The organism is Mesorhizobium sp. ORM8.1 (assembly GCF_053005525.2).
The window spans coordinates 3,842,690-3,857,509 of record NZ_CM132600.1; the positions used below are offsets into that span (position 1 = coordinate 3,842,690).

Annotated in this window: 16 protein-coding genes; 11 read left to right on the forward strand and 5 right to left on the reverse strand. The window is 63.1% G+C overall.

Translation table 11 applies throughout. The features are described 5' to 3' along the window. Positions 1–59: 59 nt before the first annotated feature. The 11 genes from ACVDG8_RS19235 to ACVDG8_RS19285 all read left to right on the forward strand — a co-directional run bounded on the left by ACVDG8_RS19235 (position 60) and on the right by ACVDG8_RS19285 (position 10,643). Positions 60–968, forward strand: coding sequence for an arylamine N-acetyltransferase family protein (locus tag ACVDG8_RS19235; RefSeq protein ID WP_447256096.1), 909 nt, complete (start codon positions 60–62; stop codon positions 966–968). 2 nt (positions 969–970) lie between these two features. After that, positions 971–1,969: an LLM class flavin-dependent oxidoreductase gene (locus ACVDG8_RS19240; protein ID WP_447256097.1), complete on the forward strand. Its 999-nt coding sequence runs from the start codon at positions 971–973 to the stop codon at positions 1,967–1,969. A gap of 120 nt (positions 1,970–2,089) precedes the next feature. Then, positions 2,090–2,884, forward strand: a complete 795-nt coding sequence (locus ACVDG8_RS19245; protein WP_447256098.1) for an inositol monophosphatase family protein — start codon at positions 2,090–2,092, stop codon at positions 2,882–2,884. Between the two features lie 288 nt (positions 2,885–3,172). Then, complete coding sequence (gene dnaK, locus ACVDG8_RS19250) at positions 3,173–5,089, forward strand: molecular chaperone DnaK (protein ID WP_455707171.1); 1,917 nt, start codon at positions 3,173–3,175, stop codon at positions 5,087–5,089. 202 nt (positions 5,090–5,291) lie between these two features. Further along, positions 5,292–6,422, forward strand: a complete 1,131-nt coding sequence (gene dnaJ / locus ACVDG8_RS19255) for a molecular chaperone DnaJ (RefSeq protein WP_447256100.1) — start codon at positions 5,292–5,294, stop codon at positions 6,420–6,422. Positions 6,423–6,564: 142 nt separating this feature from the next. Then, positions 6,565–7,170, forward strand: a complete 606-nt coding sequence (gene pmtA, locus ACVDG8_RS19260; protein WP_447256101.1) for a phospholipid N-methyltransferase PmtA — start codon at positions 6,565–6,567, stop codon at positions 7,168–7,170. Positions 7,171–7,382: 212 nt separating this feature from the next. Next, positions 7,383–7,979 (forward strand): NADPH-dependent FMN reductase, encoded by a 597-nt coding sequence (locus tag ACVDG8_RS19265; RefSeq protein WP_447256102.1) that lies wholly within the window; start codon positions 7,383–7,385, stop codon positions 7,977–7,979. A gap of 14 nt (positions 7,980–7,993) precedes the next feature. After that, the gene (pyrF, locus tag ACVDG8_RS19270; protein WP_447257386.1) at positions 7,994–8,692 is read left to right on the forward strand and encodes an orotidine-5'-phosphate decarboxylase; all 699 of its coding nucleotides are present in this window, start codon (positions 7,994–7,996) and stop codon (positions 8,690–8,692) included. 166 nt (positions 8,693–8,858) lie between these two features. Next, a complete protein-coding gene (locus tag ACVDG8_RS19275; RefSeq protein ID WP_447256103.1) occupies positions 8,859–9,146 on the forward strand; it encodes a DUF1330 domain-containing protein in 288 nt (95 codons plus the stop codon). Positions 9,147–9,214: 68 nt separating this feature from the next. Then, complete coding sequence (locus ACVDG8_RS19280; RefSeq protein ID WP_447256104.1) at positions 9,215–9,868, forward strand: HupE/UreJ family protein; 654 nt, start codon at positions 9,215–9,217, stop codon at positions 9,866–9,868. Beyond that, positions 9,858–10,643 carry a hypothetical protein gene (locus ACVDG8_RS19285; RefSeq protein ID WP_447256105.1) on the forward strand — a complete coding sequence of 262 codons (786 nt, stop codon included), beginning with the start codon at positions 9,858–9,860 and terminating at the stop codon, positions 10,641–10,643. The genes ACVDG8_RS19280 and ACVDG8_RS19285 overlap by 11 nt, the downstream gene beginning before the upstream one ends. An 18-nt stretch (positions 10,644–10,661) precedes the next feature. Here ACVDG8_RS19285 and ACVDG8_RS19290 read toward each other — a convergent pair whose 3' ends face one another. The 5 genes from ACVDG8_RS19290 to ACVDG8_RS19310 form a co-directional block, all read right to left on the reverse strand. Further along, a complete protein-coding gene (locus ACVDG8_RS19290) occupies positions 10,662–11,066 on the reverse strand; it encodes a Fur family transcriptional regulator (protein ID WP_447256106.1) in 405 nt (134 codons plus the stop codon). Further along, a complete protein-coding gene (locus ACVDG8_RS19295; protein WP_447256107.1) occupies positions 11,059–11,862 on the reverse strand; it encodes a metal ABC transporter permease in 804 nt (267 codons plus the stop codon). Before ACVDG8_RS19295 ends, ACVDG8_RS19290 begins: the two co-directional genes overlap by 8 nt. Further along, the gene (locus ACVDG8_RS19300) at positions 11,846–12,640 is read right to left on the reverse strand and encodes a metal ABC transporter ATP-binding protein (protein WP_447256108.1); all 795 of its coding nucleotides are present in this window, start codon (positions 12,638–12,640) and stop codon (positions 11,846–11,848) included. Before ACVDG8_RS19300 ends, ACVDG8_RS19295 begins: the two co-directional genes overlap by 17 nt. After that, the gene (locus tag ACVDG8_RS19305) at positions 12,637–13,428 is read right to left on the reverse strand and encodes a metal ABC transporter solute-binding protein, Zn/Mn family (protein WP_455707172.1); all 792 of its coding nucleotides are present in this window, start codon (positions 13,426–13,428) and stop codon (positions 12,637–12,639) included. Before ACVDG8_RS19305 ends, ACVDG8_RS19300 begins: the two co-directional genes overlap by 4 nt. A gap of 278 nt (positions 13,429–13,706) precedes the next feature. Continuing rightward, positions 13,707–14,786, reverse strand: coding sequence for a D-alanine:D-lactate ligase-like protein (locus ACVDG8_RS19310; protein ID WP_447256110.1), 1,080 nt, complete (start codon positions 14,784–14,786; stop codon positions 13,707–13,709). Positions 14,787–14,820: the final 34 nt, after the last annotated feature.

The following is a 14,820-nucleotide window of genomic DNA, read 5'->3' on the forward strand; positions in this document are numbered from 1 at the left end:
TTCCGGACGGAAAACCGCTTCACACTTTTCCTGGAATTGCTTTCGTCTGGCCCAACGCGATGTCCGGTCGCCTGTTTGCGGTGGCCATGGCGCATGCCTATATCGGACCGGTCACGCCGGGCCCGCCCTTGATGAATGAATTCGATCTCGATGCCTATTTCGCCCGCATCGGCCATAGCGGGCCGAGGGATGCCTCGCTTGCAACGCTGCAGGCATTGCACGCCATCCATCCGCGGGCGATCCCGTTCGAGAACATCGATGCGCTGACGGGTGTTTCGGTCGGGCTCGATGTCGCTTCGCTGCAGGACAAGGTTTTTGGCCAGGGCCGCGGCGGCTATTGCTTCGAGCATAATCTGATCCTCATGCATGCGCTGAGGGCGCTGGGTTTCAGCGTAAGCGGCCTTGCGGCGCGTGTGCTCTGGGGCCAGCCGGACGACGCCATCACCGCGCGCAGCCACATGCTGCTGCGCATCGAGCTTGAAGGTCGCAGCTGGATCGCCGATGTCGGCTTCGGCGGACTGACGCTGACGGCGCCGCTGCTTCTGCAGCCAGACCTCGAACAGCAGACGCCGCACGAAGCTTTCCGCATCGTCGGCGCGCAGGATGATTTTCGTCTGCAAGCCAATATCGGCGGTACCAATATCGGTGATAGTTGGCGCACGCTCTACCGCTTCGACCTGCAAGAGGCCTACGAGGTCGATTACCGGGTCGCCAGCCATTTCCTGTCGACGCATCCGAGTTCGCATTTTCTTTCGACGCTGGTCGCCGCCCGCGCCTTGCCCGACAAACGCTACGCGCTGCGCAACAACCGGCTGTCGATCCACCACATAGGCGGCCGCAGCGAGCAGCACGAAATCGCCACCGCGACCGAACTCGCCGACGTGCTGGAAAAGCAGCTCGCCATCCTCATTCCGGACCGCGCCGCCTTCGAGGCGAAGCTGCGCGAAAAACACATCGTGGAGACTTGATCATGACAGCCCTTTCGGTCCTTGACCTGTCGCCGATCACCCAAGGCAGCACCGCTTCGCAATCGCTTGCCAATTCGCTCGACCTTGCCCGCCACGCCGAGCGGCTGGGTTTTTCGCGCTACTGGCTGGCCGAACACCACAACATGCCGGGCATTGCGAGCGCGGCGACGTCCGTAGTGATTGCCCATGTCGCCGGCGGCACCAAGACGATCCGCGTCGGCGCCGGCGGCGTCATGCTGCCCAACCACGCGCCGCTGGTCATCGCCGAGCAGTTCGGCACGCTGGCCGCACTTTTCCCCGGACGCATCGACCTCGGCCTCGGCCGCGCGCCGGGCACCGACATGCTGACCGCGCGGGCGCTGCGCCGCAACCTGGAGTCCACCGACAATTTCCCGCAGGACGTGGTCGAGCTGATGGGCTATTTCCAGCCGGCCGAGGACGGCCAGCGCATCCGCGCCGTGCCCGGCGAAGGCCAGCAGGTACCGGTCTGGATCCTCGGCTCCAGCCTTTACGGCGCGCAGCTCGCGGCGCTGCTTGGCCTGCCCTATGCCTTTGCCTCGCATTTCGCGCCGGCCGAGCTCGATCATGCGCTGGAGGTCTACCGCACGCGCTTCCAGCCCTCCGCGCAGCTCGACAAGCCGCATGTCATGCTCGGCCTCAACGTCTTTGCCGCTCCGACCGATGCCGAGGCAAAGCTGTTGTTCACCTCCCTGCAGCAGGCTTTCGTCAATTTGCGCAGTGGCCGGCCCGGCCAATTGCCGCCGCCGGTCGAAGACTACGGCCGCGACCTCGATCCGATGGCGAAGACCATGCTCTCTCAAGCGCTGTCCTGCGCCGTTGTCGGATCGCCCGAAACGGTGCGCCAGGGCATCGACGCCTTCGTGCGCCGCACCGGCGCTGACGAGTTGATGGTGACGGCGCAGATCTTCGACCATACGGCGCGGCTGCGCTCCTTCGAGATTCTGGCCGACGTCCACAAATCACTGTCGCAGGCCGCCTGACAGCGGCAGCTTTTGTCCGACATCTTCCTCTGCTAAAGGCACGCGTCCTCCTTTAATGCAATTCCTGGCGGAAAGCCGCTTCGCACTTTTCCTGGAATTACTCTGACGCGAGCCTTGTCCGTGACCCATGATCTCGACGACCGCATGCATTTCGCCATCGACCTGGCACGGCGCGCTGGCGAGCTCGGACTGAAATATTTTCGCGACCTCGACAATCTGACCATCGAGAGCAAGGGCCATCAGGACCTGGTCTCCGACGGCGACCGCGAGGTCGAGCTGTTCATCCGCGCGGCGATTGGACAAGCCTACCCGGATGACGGCATTGTCGGCGAGGAGCATGCGGCGGTTACCGGCAAGACCGGTCATGTCTGGGTGATCGACCCGATCGACGGCACCGCCAATTTCGTGCGCGCCATTCCGGCCTGGTGTGTGGTGATTGCCTGCGCCAGGGATGGCGAGACGGTGGTCGGCGTCATCCACGAGCCGTCGACCGGCGAGACTTTCTACGGACGCCTGGGCGGCGGCGCCTTCGTCAATGGCAAGCCGATCCGGGCGAGCGGCGGCGGCTCACTTTCCGAAGGTTCGGTCGGCACCGGGCTTTCGAACCGGGCATCGACGGAGCATGTCGCGGTGCTGATCAGCAACATCATGGCCGAAGGCGGCGTCTTCTACCGCAACGCGTCCGGCGCGCTGATGCTTGCCTATGCCGCCGCCGGCCGGCTGCTCGGCTATGTCGAAGAGCACATGAACGCCTGGGATTGCCTGGCCGGCATGCTGCTGGTCGAGGAAGCCGGCGGCATGGTTCTTAAGGCCAACCCGCAGACCGTGCTTGCCCAAGGAACACAGGTCATAGCGGGCGGAACGCACATTTTTCCGAGGCTCCAGGCGCTTTGCGCGCAGGCGTTCAGGCCTTGATCCGGGTGGCTGCGACGTTTTTGCCGGGGCCGGATTCGGCAAATCCGGCCGTTCCGGGCGGTAAACCGGCTGCGATATGCGCAATTTTAGGCGTTTTCCCCACAGTGAACAGGCATCGCGGACAGGTTGCGCAGAATGCTTGCGCCCCGTGCTGCCTGTTCTTATATACGCGCCAAGCCGTCCGCCCCCGAAAAGCGGGGAGCGTGGCGGTATTTCTAGTGAACAGGGGCTTTCGTCGGAACGCCTTTTCAGGGTCCTGAGAGCCTGCTTAGAGGAGAGACCAGAACAATGGCAAAAGTAATCGGTATCGATCTCGGCACCACAAATTCCTGCATCGCCATCATGGATGGCAAGGATCCCAAGGTGATCGAGAATGCGGAAGGCGCGCGCACGACGCCTTCCATTGTCGCCATCAGTGGCGACGGCGAACGTCTCGTCGGCCAGCCGGCCAAGCGCCAAGCGGTCACCAATCCAGAAAACACCATCTTCGCGGTCAAGCGCCTGATCGGCCGCCGCTATGACGATCCGGTGACGGAGAAGGACAAGAAGCTTGTCCCCTACAAGATCGTCAAGGGCGACAATGGCGACGCCTGGGTCGAGGCCGGCGGCAAGAAGCTTTCGCCCAGCCAGATCTCGGCCATGATCCTGCAGAAGATGAAGGAAACGGCGGAAGCCTATCTCGGCGAAAAGGTGGAGAAGGCGGTTATCACCGTTCCGGCCTATTTCAACGACGCCCAGCGCCAGGCGACCAAGGACGCCGGCAAGATCGCCGGCCTCGAAGTGCTGCGCATCATCAACGAGCCGACGGCGGCGGCACTTGCCTACGGCCTTGAGAAGAAGGAAGGCAAGACCATCGCCGTCTATGACCTTGGCGGCGGCACCTTCGACATCTCCGTGCTCGAAATCGGCGATGGCGTCTTCGAGGTGAAGTCGACCAATGGCGACACCTTCCTCGGCGGCGAGGACTTCGACATGCGCCTGGTCGAGTATCTGGCGGCCGAGTTCAAGAAGGAACAGGGCATCGACCTGAAGAACGACAAGCTCGCCCTGCAGCGTCTGAAGGAAGCGGCCGAGAAGGCCAAGATCGAGCTGTCGTCGACGACGCAGACCGAGATCAACCTGCCCTTCATCACCGCCGACGCCACTGGGCCGAAGCACCTGACGATGAAGCTGACCCGGGCCAAGTTCGAGAGCCTGGTCGACGACCTTGTCCAGCGCACGATCGAGCCCTGCAAGGCAGCGCTCAAGGATGCCGGCCTCAAGGCAGCCGAGATCGACGAAGTGGTCCTGGTTGGCGGCATGACCCGCATGCCCAAGATCCAGGAGATCGTGAAGCAGTTCTTCGGCAAGGAGCCGCACAAGGGCGTCAACCCGGATGAAGTTGTCGCTCTCGGCGCCGCCATCCAGGCCGGCGTGCTGCAGGGCGACGTCAAGGACGTGCTGTTGCTCGACGTGACGCCGCTGTCGCTCGGCATCGAGACGCTGGGTGGCGTGTTCACCAGGCTGATCGAGCGCAACACGACGATCCCGACCAAGAAGAGCCAGGTGTTCTCGACCGCCGAGGACTCGCAGAGCGCGGTGACCATCCGCGTCTTCCAGGGCGAGCGCGAGATGGCGGCCGACAACAAGATGCTCGGCCAGTTCGACCTGGTCGGTATCCCGCCGGCGCCGCGCGGCGTGCCGCAGATCGAGGTCACCTTCGACATCGACGCCAACGGCATCGTCAACGTCTCGGCCAAGGACAAGGGCACCGGCAAGGAGCACCAGATCCGCATCCAGGCCTCGGGTGGCCTTTCGGACGCCGACATCGAGAAGATGGTGAAGGACGCCGAGGCCAATGCCGAGACGGACAAGAAGCGCCGTGCCCTCGTCGAGGCCCGTAACCAAGCCGAGGCGCTGGTGCATTCGTCCGAGAAGTCGCTGAAGGACTATGGCGACAAGGTCTCGGAGGCTGACCGCACCGCGATCGCCGACGCCATCGCCGCGCTGAAGACCGCAACCGAGGGCGACGACGCGGCCGATATCGAGGCCAAGTCGCAGTCGCTCGCCGAAGCTTCGATGAAGCTTGGCCAGGCCATGTACGAGGCCTCGCAGAAGGAAGCGGCCGAAGCCGACGCCAAGGCGGACGCCGCCAAGGATTCGGACGTGGTCGACGCCGACTTCGAGGAAATCGACGAAGACGACGACAAGAAGAAGTCGGCCTGAGCCGGCTGACGGCGACATAATGCGAAAAGCCCGGCGCAAGGCCGGGCTTTTTTGCAACCTTAGCCAAAAAAGTGACGGAAAAACACGCGGCAAGTTCGGCTCGCCACTAGTATCCGGACAACATCGCTCCTAAATCGAACCAGTGCCGGCAAACGACGCCAACAATGCTTGAAGACATTGAGCATCCGGACAGCGGGAAAAAATGAAAGCTGATTTCTACGAAACGCTGGGCGTGCAAAAAGGCGCCGACGAGAAGGAACTCAAGAGCGCTTTCCGCAAGCTCGCCATGCAGTTCCATCCAGACCGCAACCCCGGCGACAATGCCTGCGAGCATAAGTTCAAGGAAATCAACGAAGCTTACGAGACGCTGAAGGACCCGCAGAAGCGCGCCGCCTACGACCGTTTCGGCCACGCCGCCTTCGAACAGGGCGGCATGAATGGCGCAGCCCACGGCTTTGGCGCCGGCGGCTTCGCCGATATCTTCGAGGATATTTTCGGCGACATGATGGGCGGCCGCCAGCGCCGTTCGTCCGGCGGCCGCGAGCGCGGCGCCGACCTGCGCTACAATATGGAAATCACGCTCGAGGAAGCCTTTGCCGGCAAGACGGCGCAGATCCATGTGCCGGCCTCCATCTCTTGCTCGGAATGCTCCGGCAGCGGCGCCAAGCCCGGTACGCAGCCGGTGACCTGCTCGATGTGCCATGGCCATGGCAAGGTGCGTGCGACGCAAGGCTTCTTCTCGATCGAACGCACCTGCCCGCAATGCCAGGGCCGCGGCCAGACGATCAAGGACCCTTGCCCGAAATGCGCCGGACAGGGCCGCGTCACCGAGGAGCGCTCGCTGTCGGTCAACATCCCGGCCGGCATCGAGGATGGCACCCGCATCCGGCTTGCCAATGAGGGTGAGGCCGGCCTGCGCGGTGGCCCGTCCGGCGATCTCTACATCTTCCTGGCGGTCAAGCCGCACGAGTTCTTCCAGCGCGACGGCGCCGATCTTTACTGCAAGGTGCCGATCTCGATGACGACCGCAGCCCTGGGCGGGTCGTTCGAGGTGACCACGCTCGACGGCACGCAGACCAAGGTGAAGGTGACCGAGGGCACGCAGAACGGCCGCCAGTTCCGGCTGAAGGGCAAGGGCATGCCGGTTTTGCGCCAGCCCAATGTCGGCGACCTCTACATCCAGACCGCGGTCGAGACGCCGCAGAACCTGACGCGCCGCCAGCGCGAGCTGCTGGAAGAGTTCGAGCAGCTGTCCTCGAAGGACAACTCGCCCCAGTCGAGCGGCTTTTTCGCCCGCATGAAGGACTTTTTCGAGTCGTTCGGCGAGCGCTGATTGCGGTATTTCTATCTTGCGGCCGGCATCGGAACGGGCGCTTCCCGAGCGTCATCAACATCTTATGCCAGGTCGACGCCTTGCCTTGTCCCAGGTAGCTGCTAAGTAGCGGGTCGGGGCGCAGCATTGAGGAGAGCTCGCGATGGCACGTGGTCCCGGATTGCGCAAAGCGCTGGCGGAAAAGTTCGACGACGAGCTGAAGTTCTTCAAAGGCTGGATCGACAAGCCAAAGACGGTCGGCTCGATCGTTCCGACCAGTTCCATCACCGCCCGCAAGATGGCCTCCATCGTCAACCCACGGTCGGGCCTTCCGGTGCTTGAAGTAGGCCCCGGCACCGGTGTCATCACCCGCGCCATCCTCGCCCAGGGCGTGAAGCCGGAAAATCTCTACGCGGTCGAGTATTCAACGGATTTCGTGCGCCACCTGCGCGGCCTCTATCCCGGCGTCAATGTCATCGAGGGCGATGCCTTCAATCTCAACGCCACGCTCGGCGAGAAGCGCGACATGGTGTTCGATTCGGTCGTCTCCGGCGTGCCGCTGCTCAATTTCCCGGTCGCCCAGCGCATCGCCTATGTCGAAAGCCTGCTCGACCGCATCCCCGCCGGGCGGCCGATCGTGCAATTGACCTATGGGCCGCTGTCGCCGATCCCGGCCGGCCGCGGCGACTATACGGTCGAGCATTTCGATTTCATCTTCCGCAACATCCCGCCGACGCAGCTGTGGATCTATCGGCGCGCGGCGCATTAGATTGAGAGGGGAATAGGGAGGCAGTAGGGCAGTAGGGGAGTAGGGGAGTAGGGAAAAGGAATGGAAAAGCTCCATGCCCTGAATACCCCTACTGCCCTACTGCCCTACTGCCCTACTGCCCTACTCCCCTACTCCCTTACTCCCCTACTCCCCTATCCAGCCGTTGATTTGAACGCCCCTTGGCTGTACCTGTCCCGTAACAAGGGTGGCCGATGGCAGTGATCCCGAAAATCCTGATCTTCGCCGGCTCGGTGCGCAGCGGCGCCTTCAGCGGCAAGACCGCGGACGTGGCGCAGAAGGAACTCGCCATGCGGGGCGCGGAGGTGACGCGCATCTCGCTCAGTGACTATCCGCTGCCGATCCTTGACGAGGACCTGGAAAAGGAAAAAGGCGTCCCGGAAAATGCGGTCAAGCTCGGCCGGATGATCGCCGCCCATGACGGGCTGCTGATCGCGACACCCGAATACAATGGCTCGATCCCGCCGCTGCTCAAGAACACGATCGACTGGGTAAGCCGCGTGCGCCTGGATGGGAGCCGATCATTCAGGCCGCTCAACGGCAAGGTCGCCGGCCTCTGCTCATCTTCCAACGGAGCTTTCGCCGGCATACGCTGCATCAACCATCTGCGCGCGGTGCTGGTGCGCTGCCAGATGGAGGTGGTGACGCCGGAATGCTCGGTGCCGGAAGGCGGCAATGCCTTTGACGACGGCGGACATTTCAGGGACGAACGACTGGCCAAATCGATGGAGCATCTATGCCGCACGCTAATCGAAACCTCGCGCATGAAGTCGACCAGGATCGGCGCATGAACCGGCCGCCGGAGATGCGCGCCAAGTCGATGCGCGACAGGTTGATCGTTGGTCTCGACGTGCCGACGCTGAAGGAAGCCGAGCAGGCGGTGCGCGAGCTCGAAGGCGTCGTCTCCTTCTACAAGATCGGCTACCAGCTCGCCTTCGCCAGCGGGCTCGACTTCGCCCGCGAGCTTGCCAGCGGCGGGACCAAAGTTTTTCTCGACATGAAGCTGCTCGACATCGACCACACGGTGGCCAAGGGCGTCGAGAACATCGTGCGCATGGGCATGACCATGCTGACCATCCACGCCTATCCCAAGGCGATGCGGGCCGCGGTGGAGTCTGCCAAAGGCAGCGATCTCTGCCTGCTTGCGGTCAGTGTGCTGACGTCGATGGACGAGCAGGACATGATCGACGCCGGCTATGAATATGATCCGCACACGCTGGTGCTGAGGCGCGCCGAACAGGCGCTGCATGCCGGCATGGGCGGCGTTGTCTGTTCAGCCGAGGAAGCGGAAGCGGTGCGCCGCATCGTCGGACCTGACATGGCGGTGGTCACGCCGGGAATACGGCCGACCGGCAGCGATCATGGCGACCAAAAGCGCGTGGTGGCGCCCGGCCAGGCGATCCGTAACGGCTCCAGCCATCTCGTCGTCGGCCGCCCCGTCGTGGCCGCGCCGGACCGGCGTGCCGCAGCGGAGGCGATCCTGGCCGAAATGCAGTCCGCCTAGAGCAATTTCAGGAAAAGTGTGAGCGGTTAAGTTCGGCGACTTCGCCGTAACCCTCCACCCGGAATTGCGTTAAAACAAAGACTTAGAGCGTTTCACCGTTTCCGTTGAACGGTGAAACGCTCTAAGTCCCGGTTCTCGTTCGGGCCACACAAGCAGGAGAAAAAGAATGCCAAAGGGATATTGGATCGCTCGCGTCGATGTGTGCGATGCCGAGGGCTACAAGGACTATGTCGCCGCCGCCAAGCCCGCCTTCGAGCGCTTCGGCGCGAAGTTTCTGGCACGCGGTGGCGAGCATGAAAAGGCGGAAGGGCCTGGGCGCGCCCGCAATGTCATCATCGAGTTCGAATCGCTCGCCGCGGCGCATGACTGCTACCATTCGCCGGAATACCAGCGCGCGGTCGCCATCCGCCAGAAGGTGGCTGACGGCGAGATCGTGTTGGTCGAGGGGACCTGACCAGGAAGATAGCGTGCCAACCATCCATTGCCCACCATCCATGGAGTTCTGTCCGCAATGATTTGGTCATGAGTGGTTTGATCGGCTGTCAGGAGAGCAGGCGGTGGCAAAGGGGCCGTAGCGACACCTTTGGACCGGCAAGTCGCTTCGGCTATCATTTGGCCGTCGGTCTTGCTTTTATATCTACGCCAACGGCAGTCCAAGCTCATATAATTCACTCTGGATCGGGAGGATTTGGCAGCGGATTCGAACATCCGTTGACTGGTCTCGATCACTTTCTGGCGATGTTCGCCGTCGGCTTGTGGGGCGCCCAGATCGGCGGGCGATCAATATGGACGCTGCCCGTCGCATTCCCGCTGATCATGGTTCTCGGCGGCATCGCCGGCATTGCCGGGATACCACTGCCCGGCGTCGAAATCGGCATCGCACTTTCCATCGTCGCGCTGGGGCTTGCCATCGCATGCGCCTGGCGACCGGCGGAATGGATTGCCTTGCTGTTGATTGCTGTGTTTGCGATCTGCCATGGACATGCCCATGGCGCGGAGCTGCCGAACGCAGCTGACCCGGCCGACTACGCGATCGGGTTTGTCATTGCCACCGGCTTGATCCATCTTCTTGGCATCGGGGTCGGGCTTGTTCTGGGCAAGCCGTTTGGCGGGCGGCTGTCGCAAGCGCTGGGCGGGCTGATCGCGATTGGAGGCGTCTATTTCCTTGTCGCTTGAGAAAAGCACCGAGCGAAAAACCTCCGGGGCTCTGCGCTGGTCCGGCCCGCTGCTGGCGTTCGTCGGGGTTGCCGCGATCTGCGCTCTCGTATTGAAGACGCGAGCCGACCGGTCCGTGACGGAATGGTGGATCCTCAACAACGGCCTTTCCGCGGAACGGATCATGCCTCTTGCCGGACTGGGTGTGGCGGTTGCTCTGGCGCGCGGACGCCACGTCGTTGTCGCACTGGCAACATTTCTCCTGGGCGTCGTGCTCGGTATTGTCTTTCGGGATTGGTATCTCGCGCTCATGGCGGACATCCCCGGCGTGACGACGCATCTCTATCTGACCGGGCCAGTTTCGGCGCTTGCGGCCGGCCTGCCGTTGATCCTGCCTGCGCGCGCAAGACTATGGATTTTTCCCGTTGCCGCCATGTTGATCGGCGCCATGCTCGGTGTCGCCACAACGCTGACCGACCCCACTTTGCATGATCCCGCAATTTCGATGATCGCCACTCTTATCGCCTTGTGGATCCTGGCTGCCATTGGTCTCAGCGGGCACGCCTTCTGGCATGGCTGGTTTCCGATCGCCGCGCGCATCCTTGGCAGCTGGCTGATTGCGATTGGCCTTCTTCTTGGAGGAGCGGCAATTGCCGCCAAGCCTCCGGTGCTTGCGCCACTGCCCCCGCCGCCACCTTTGACCGAAGGCGGCGCAAACCGGTTTGAACCACCGTTTCCAGGCGTCAATCGGCAAGGCGACCGTTCGCGGAACGCTGCACGGCCCTTCCTTCCGTGAAGAATCCCGAGGTCATTTTCAAGGAACCGCAGCCGGCCCGGCAAGGCAATCGGCGCATAGTCCGCTGAATTCGAGACTTGCCCGCCCGATTTGGAAATTTTTCCGTCTCGCCCACTCTGCCAGCCGCAGATCGACGACATCGTCGCTGAACTCGGTGACCCGGCCGCATCGTTCGCAGATCGCCAGGATCGCTGTTCCCCGGCCATGGGCGTGCGGACCGACGCACAGCACGAATGCATTGAGACTCTCGATCTTGTGGACGCTGCCATCGTCGATGAGTTTCTTGATCGCCCGGTAGACCTGTATCGGTGAGCGGATACCATGCGGCCTGATATCGTCGAGTATGTCATAGGCGCTGACCGGCCTGCCGGCTTGGGAGATGGCCTCCAGCACCAGCTTCTGGTTCCTGGTGAGTTCAGTCATTGGCCAGCGAGCGTTGCGCCATGCCGCTTAGCAGATAGGCCGCGGCGCCCAATGCCGTAATCCAGAAGCTTGTCGGCCAGTCGGTGAGGAAGGCGAGCGACAGGCTGACCCAGGCAATGGCGACGGCAAGCGCGATCGAAACCCCGATGCCGGCGAGCACGCCTCGCGTCAGCCGAAGCGCGGTCGCGGCCGGAGCTACCATCAGCGCGAAGACAAGCAGCACGCCGACGATCTGCACCGCTTCCGCCGTGGCGACGGCGACGATAATCATGAACAGCGTCGACACCAGGTTGAGCGGCACGCCTCTGGCTTCGGCGAGTTCCGGCTGCAAGCTGGCGAACAGCAGCGGCCGGGCAATCAGCACCAGCGCGGCAAGGATAATTACGGCCAGTATGGCAAGCACGACGACAGTGCGGATGCTGATGCCGAGCACGTTGCCGAACAGCACATTCGTCGCCTGCGAGGCGAAGGCGGTATAGAAATGCAGGAACAAAAGGCCAAGGCCGAGCGACAGCGTCAACACGATGCCGATGGCGACGTCGCGATGGGCGCGCTCGCCAAGCAGGCCGATGCCGACGCCGGCGATTATGGTGAACATGGTCAGACCGAAAAACGGCGTCAGGCCGATCAGTCCGGCGCCGGTGGCGCCGGGAAAGCCGACATGGGCCAGCGCGTGGCCGGCGAAGGTCTGACCCCTCAGCACGAGGAAATAGCCGACCGCGCCGGCGACGATGCCGACGATCGTGCAGGCATAGAAGGCATTGCGCATGAATTCATAGTCAAAGATCGTGGACATGCGCCCCGCTTTCCAGTTCGACGTCGTCGGCCATGACGAAGATCCGCCCGGCGACCCGCACCACATTTATATGCGTGCCATAGAGTTTCGACAGCACCGGCCCGTTGATGACCTCGTCGACACCGCCGATCGCGGCCTGGCCGTTGCCGAGATAGAGCACACGATCGACGGCGCGCAGCAACGGGTTGATCTCGTGCGAGCAGAACAGCACCGCGATGCCAAGCCGCTGGCCGACTTCGTGCACCAGCTCGATGATGGCGCGCTGGTGCGCGGCGTCGAGGCTGATCAGCGGCTCGTCGAGCAATAGCAGTCGCGGATCGCCGATCAGCGACTGCGCAATCAGGATGCGCTGGCGCTCACCGCCGGAAAGTTCGGCCAGCGGGCGGCGGGCGAGGTCGGTCGCGCCGACCTCTTCCAGCGCCTTCCAGGCGGCCTCCTTCTCGGCAATGGAAGCCACTGGCCAACCCCAGCGATGCCCGCCGGCGGCGGTGAGCACGAAGTCGAGGCCACTGATACCCATATGGGTCAGGGCGCGCCGCGCTTGCGGCATGTAGCCAATCGCTGGATTGCCGCGTGTCGGCGGCCGGCCGAGCACCGAGATGGCCCCGCCCGATGGCTTTATCAGGCCAAGAATTGCGCGCAGCATCGTTGTCTTGCCGGCGCCGTTGGCGCCGAGAAGACCGACAAAGGCGCCTTGCGGAACGGAAAAGGAGACGTCGGAAAGAACCCGGCGTCCCCCATAGGTCAACGTAACCTGGTCGAATGTGACAGCGCTCATTGCGTGCGGGCTGCGAGCGCCTTCTGCACCGCGTCGAGTTGGCTGCCAAACCACGTCTGGAGGGTCTGGCCGGCCGGCTCTGTCTCGGTGACGCCGATGATGGTGACCTTGTTCTGCTTGGCGATGTCGAGCAGCCTTGTCGTCGCCTCGTCCGTCACCTGCGAATTGTAGAACAGGATCTTGGCCGTACCATCCTTCAGACTGTTCTCGAACGCCGCCACCTGCGTGGCGCTTGGCTCCGCGTCGTTCATCAGCGCCACCTGGAAGTCGTAGTTCAGCATCTTGAGGCCAAGGGCTTCCGCCATGTAGCCGAACACCGGCTCGGTGGCAGTCACCTCCGTCCCCGCGTAGGTTTTCTTGACGTCGGCGATTTCCTTGTCGATGACGTCCAGCGACGACTGGAATTTCTTCAGATTTGCCTCGTAATGCGCGGCATTGGCGGGATCGCGCTTCGACAGCTCGGCGGTGAGCGCCTTGGCGATTGCAGGAAGCGTCGCCGGATTGTACCAAAGATGCGGATTGTCGCCCGACTTCTTGCCGATCAGGTCGGCGGCCACGATGGTGGTCCGGTCCGGCTTGGTAGAGGCCGATAGCAACTTGTCCATCCATGGATCGTAGTCGGCGCCGTTGTAAATGATGATCTTGGCATCGGCGATGGTGCGAGCCGTCGACGGGCTGGTCTCGAAGAGATGCGGATCATCGTCGGGATTGGACAGGATGCTGGTCACCGCGACATGACTGCCGCCGATCTGGCGGGCGAGATCGCCGTAGAAATTCTCCGCCGCCACGATATTCAGCTTGTCTTCAGCCCGGGCAACAGTACCGGTCAGAAGCGGCGCTGCGACGAGCAGTGCTGCCAGGAAGGGAGAGGGCGCATCCTTTGATCTCCTTGGACCATGGGTGGGTGAGGTCGGGGTCGCGGTGTAACGGTATAACACAACTGCGCTGGAGTTTGTGTTGAAAATGTGGCCAGACCCGGCGCCCCCTTGGTTCGCCCTCTGCACAACCCCGTGAACGTCGCCGACTGCCTCGACTCGGGTCTCATGCCCGCACGGCCAAGGCGCGGCTATTGCGGCGCAAGCCTGCGGGGGGCAAGCAGGCGATTGGCGGCGGTCTCGGCCATCGCATCCGCAAGGCTCATGCCCCATTGTTTGCGGCAATAGTCGCGGAAATCGAAACAGGGCAGGCCGGGGCAGACCTCGAACTCGATGAGATGGACGGTATCGTCGGCCTCGACCCTGAAATCGATGGAAAAGACGTCCCTCAGGCCAAGGCCGCTCATCAGCTTTTGCGCAATGGTGCGGATCTTGCGGTCAGCGTTCGGTTGGCTGGCGGCGACCGGCTCAAGTTCCGGCTCGACATAGGTGCCCGCATCCTTCGCCGCCTGACCGGTGTCGCCATAGAGCGCCATCGAGTCGGCCATGGTCTGAAAATCATCGCCGGAATCGACAAAGAAGATACCCAAAGCCTCGATGCCGGTGTCCGGCCTGAGCCCGAGGAAACTGGCACGCACGTTGCGGCCCGCGACATAGGGCTGAACGACGACATCGTCGCGATAATGGGAAAAGACGCGCCGGCTAAGCTCCAGCGCGTGGCCAAGACCGCTGATGCGCGAATCCGGCCAGATGCCGATCTTGGCGCCGAGACGGTTGGGCTTGACGAACCAGCCGGCAGCCGAGGCCGGCGGCTCGATCAGCCATTGGCCATTGCGCGCCAGGCCCGCCTGCGGCGCCGGCAGGCCAAGCGCGCCGAGCACGGCGCCGGAGCGGAGCTTGTCCTGGCAGAGCGCAAACAGCGCATCGTCGGCGCCGATGGTGCGCAGCCCATTCAGCCGCGCCAGCGCGGGTGCCGCGCCGCCACGGAAATAGGCGATGCCATCGGTCAGCGTCCAGATCAGCGTCGTTTCCGGATCGGCTTTAGCCAATATCGACGCGGCATCGTCCAGTTCGACGGATTTGAAAGCGACGCCGCGCTTTTCGCAGGCTACGGCAAGCCGGCTGAACTCCGGTGCAAGGTCAGTCGACTGCGCCAGATAGGACGAGATTTCCAAAGCGCGATCCGTCGGATAGCCGTCGGCCACCAGCCGTTCGAAACAGGCCTTTTCCGGCTCGTAGACAAGGACCAGCGTCGGCGTGTTGTGCGGCATCGAATGCTCCGGAATCAGCCGCTACAATCGCACG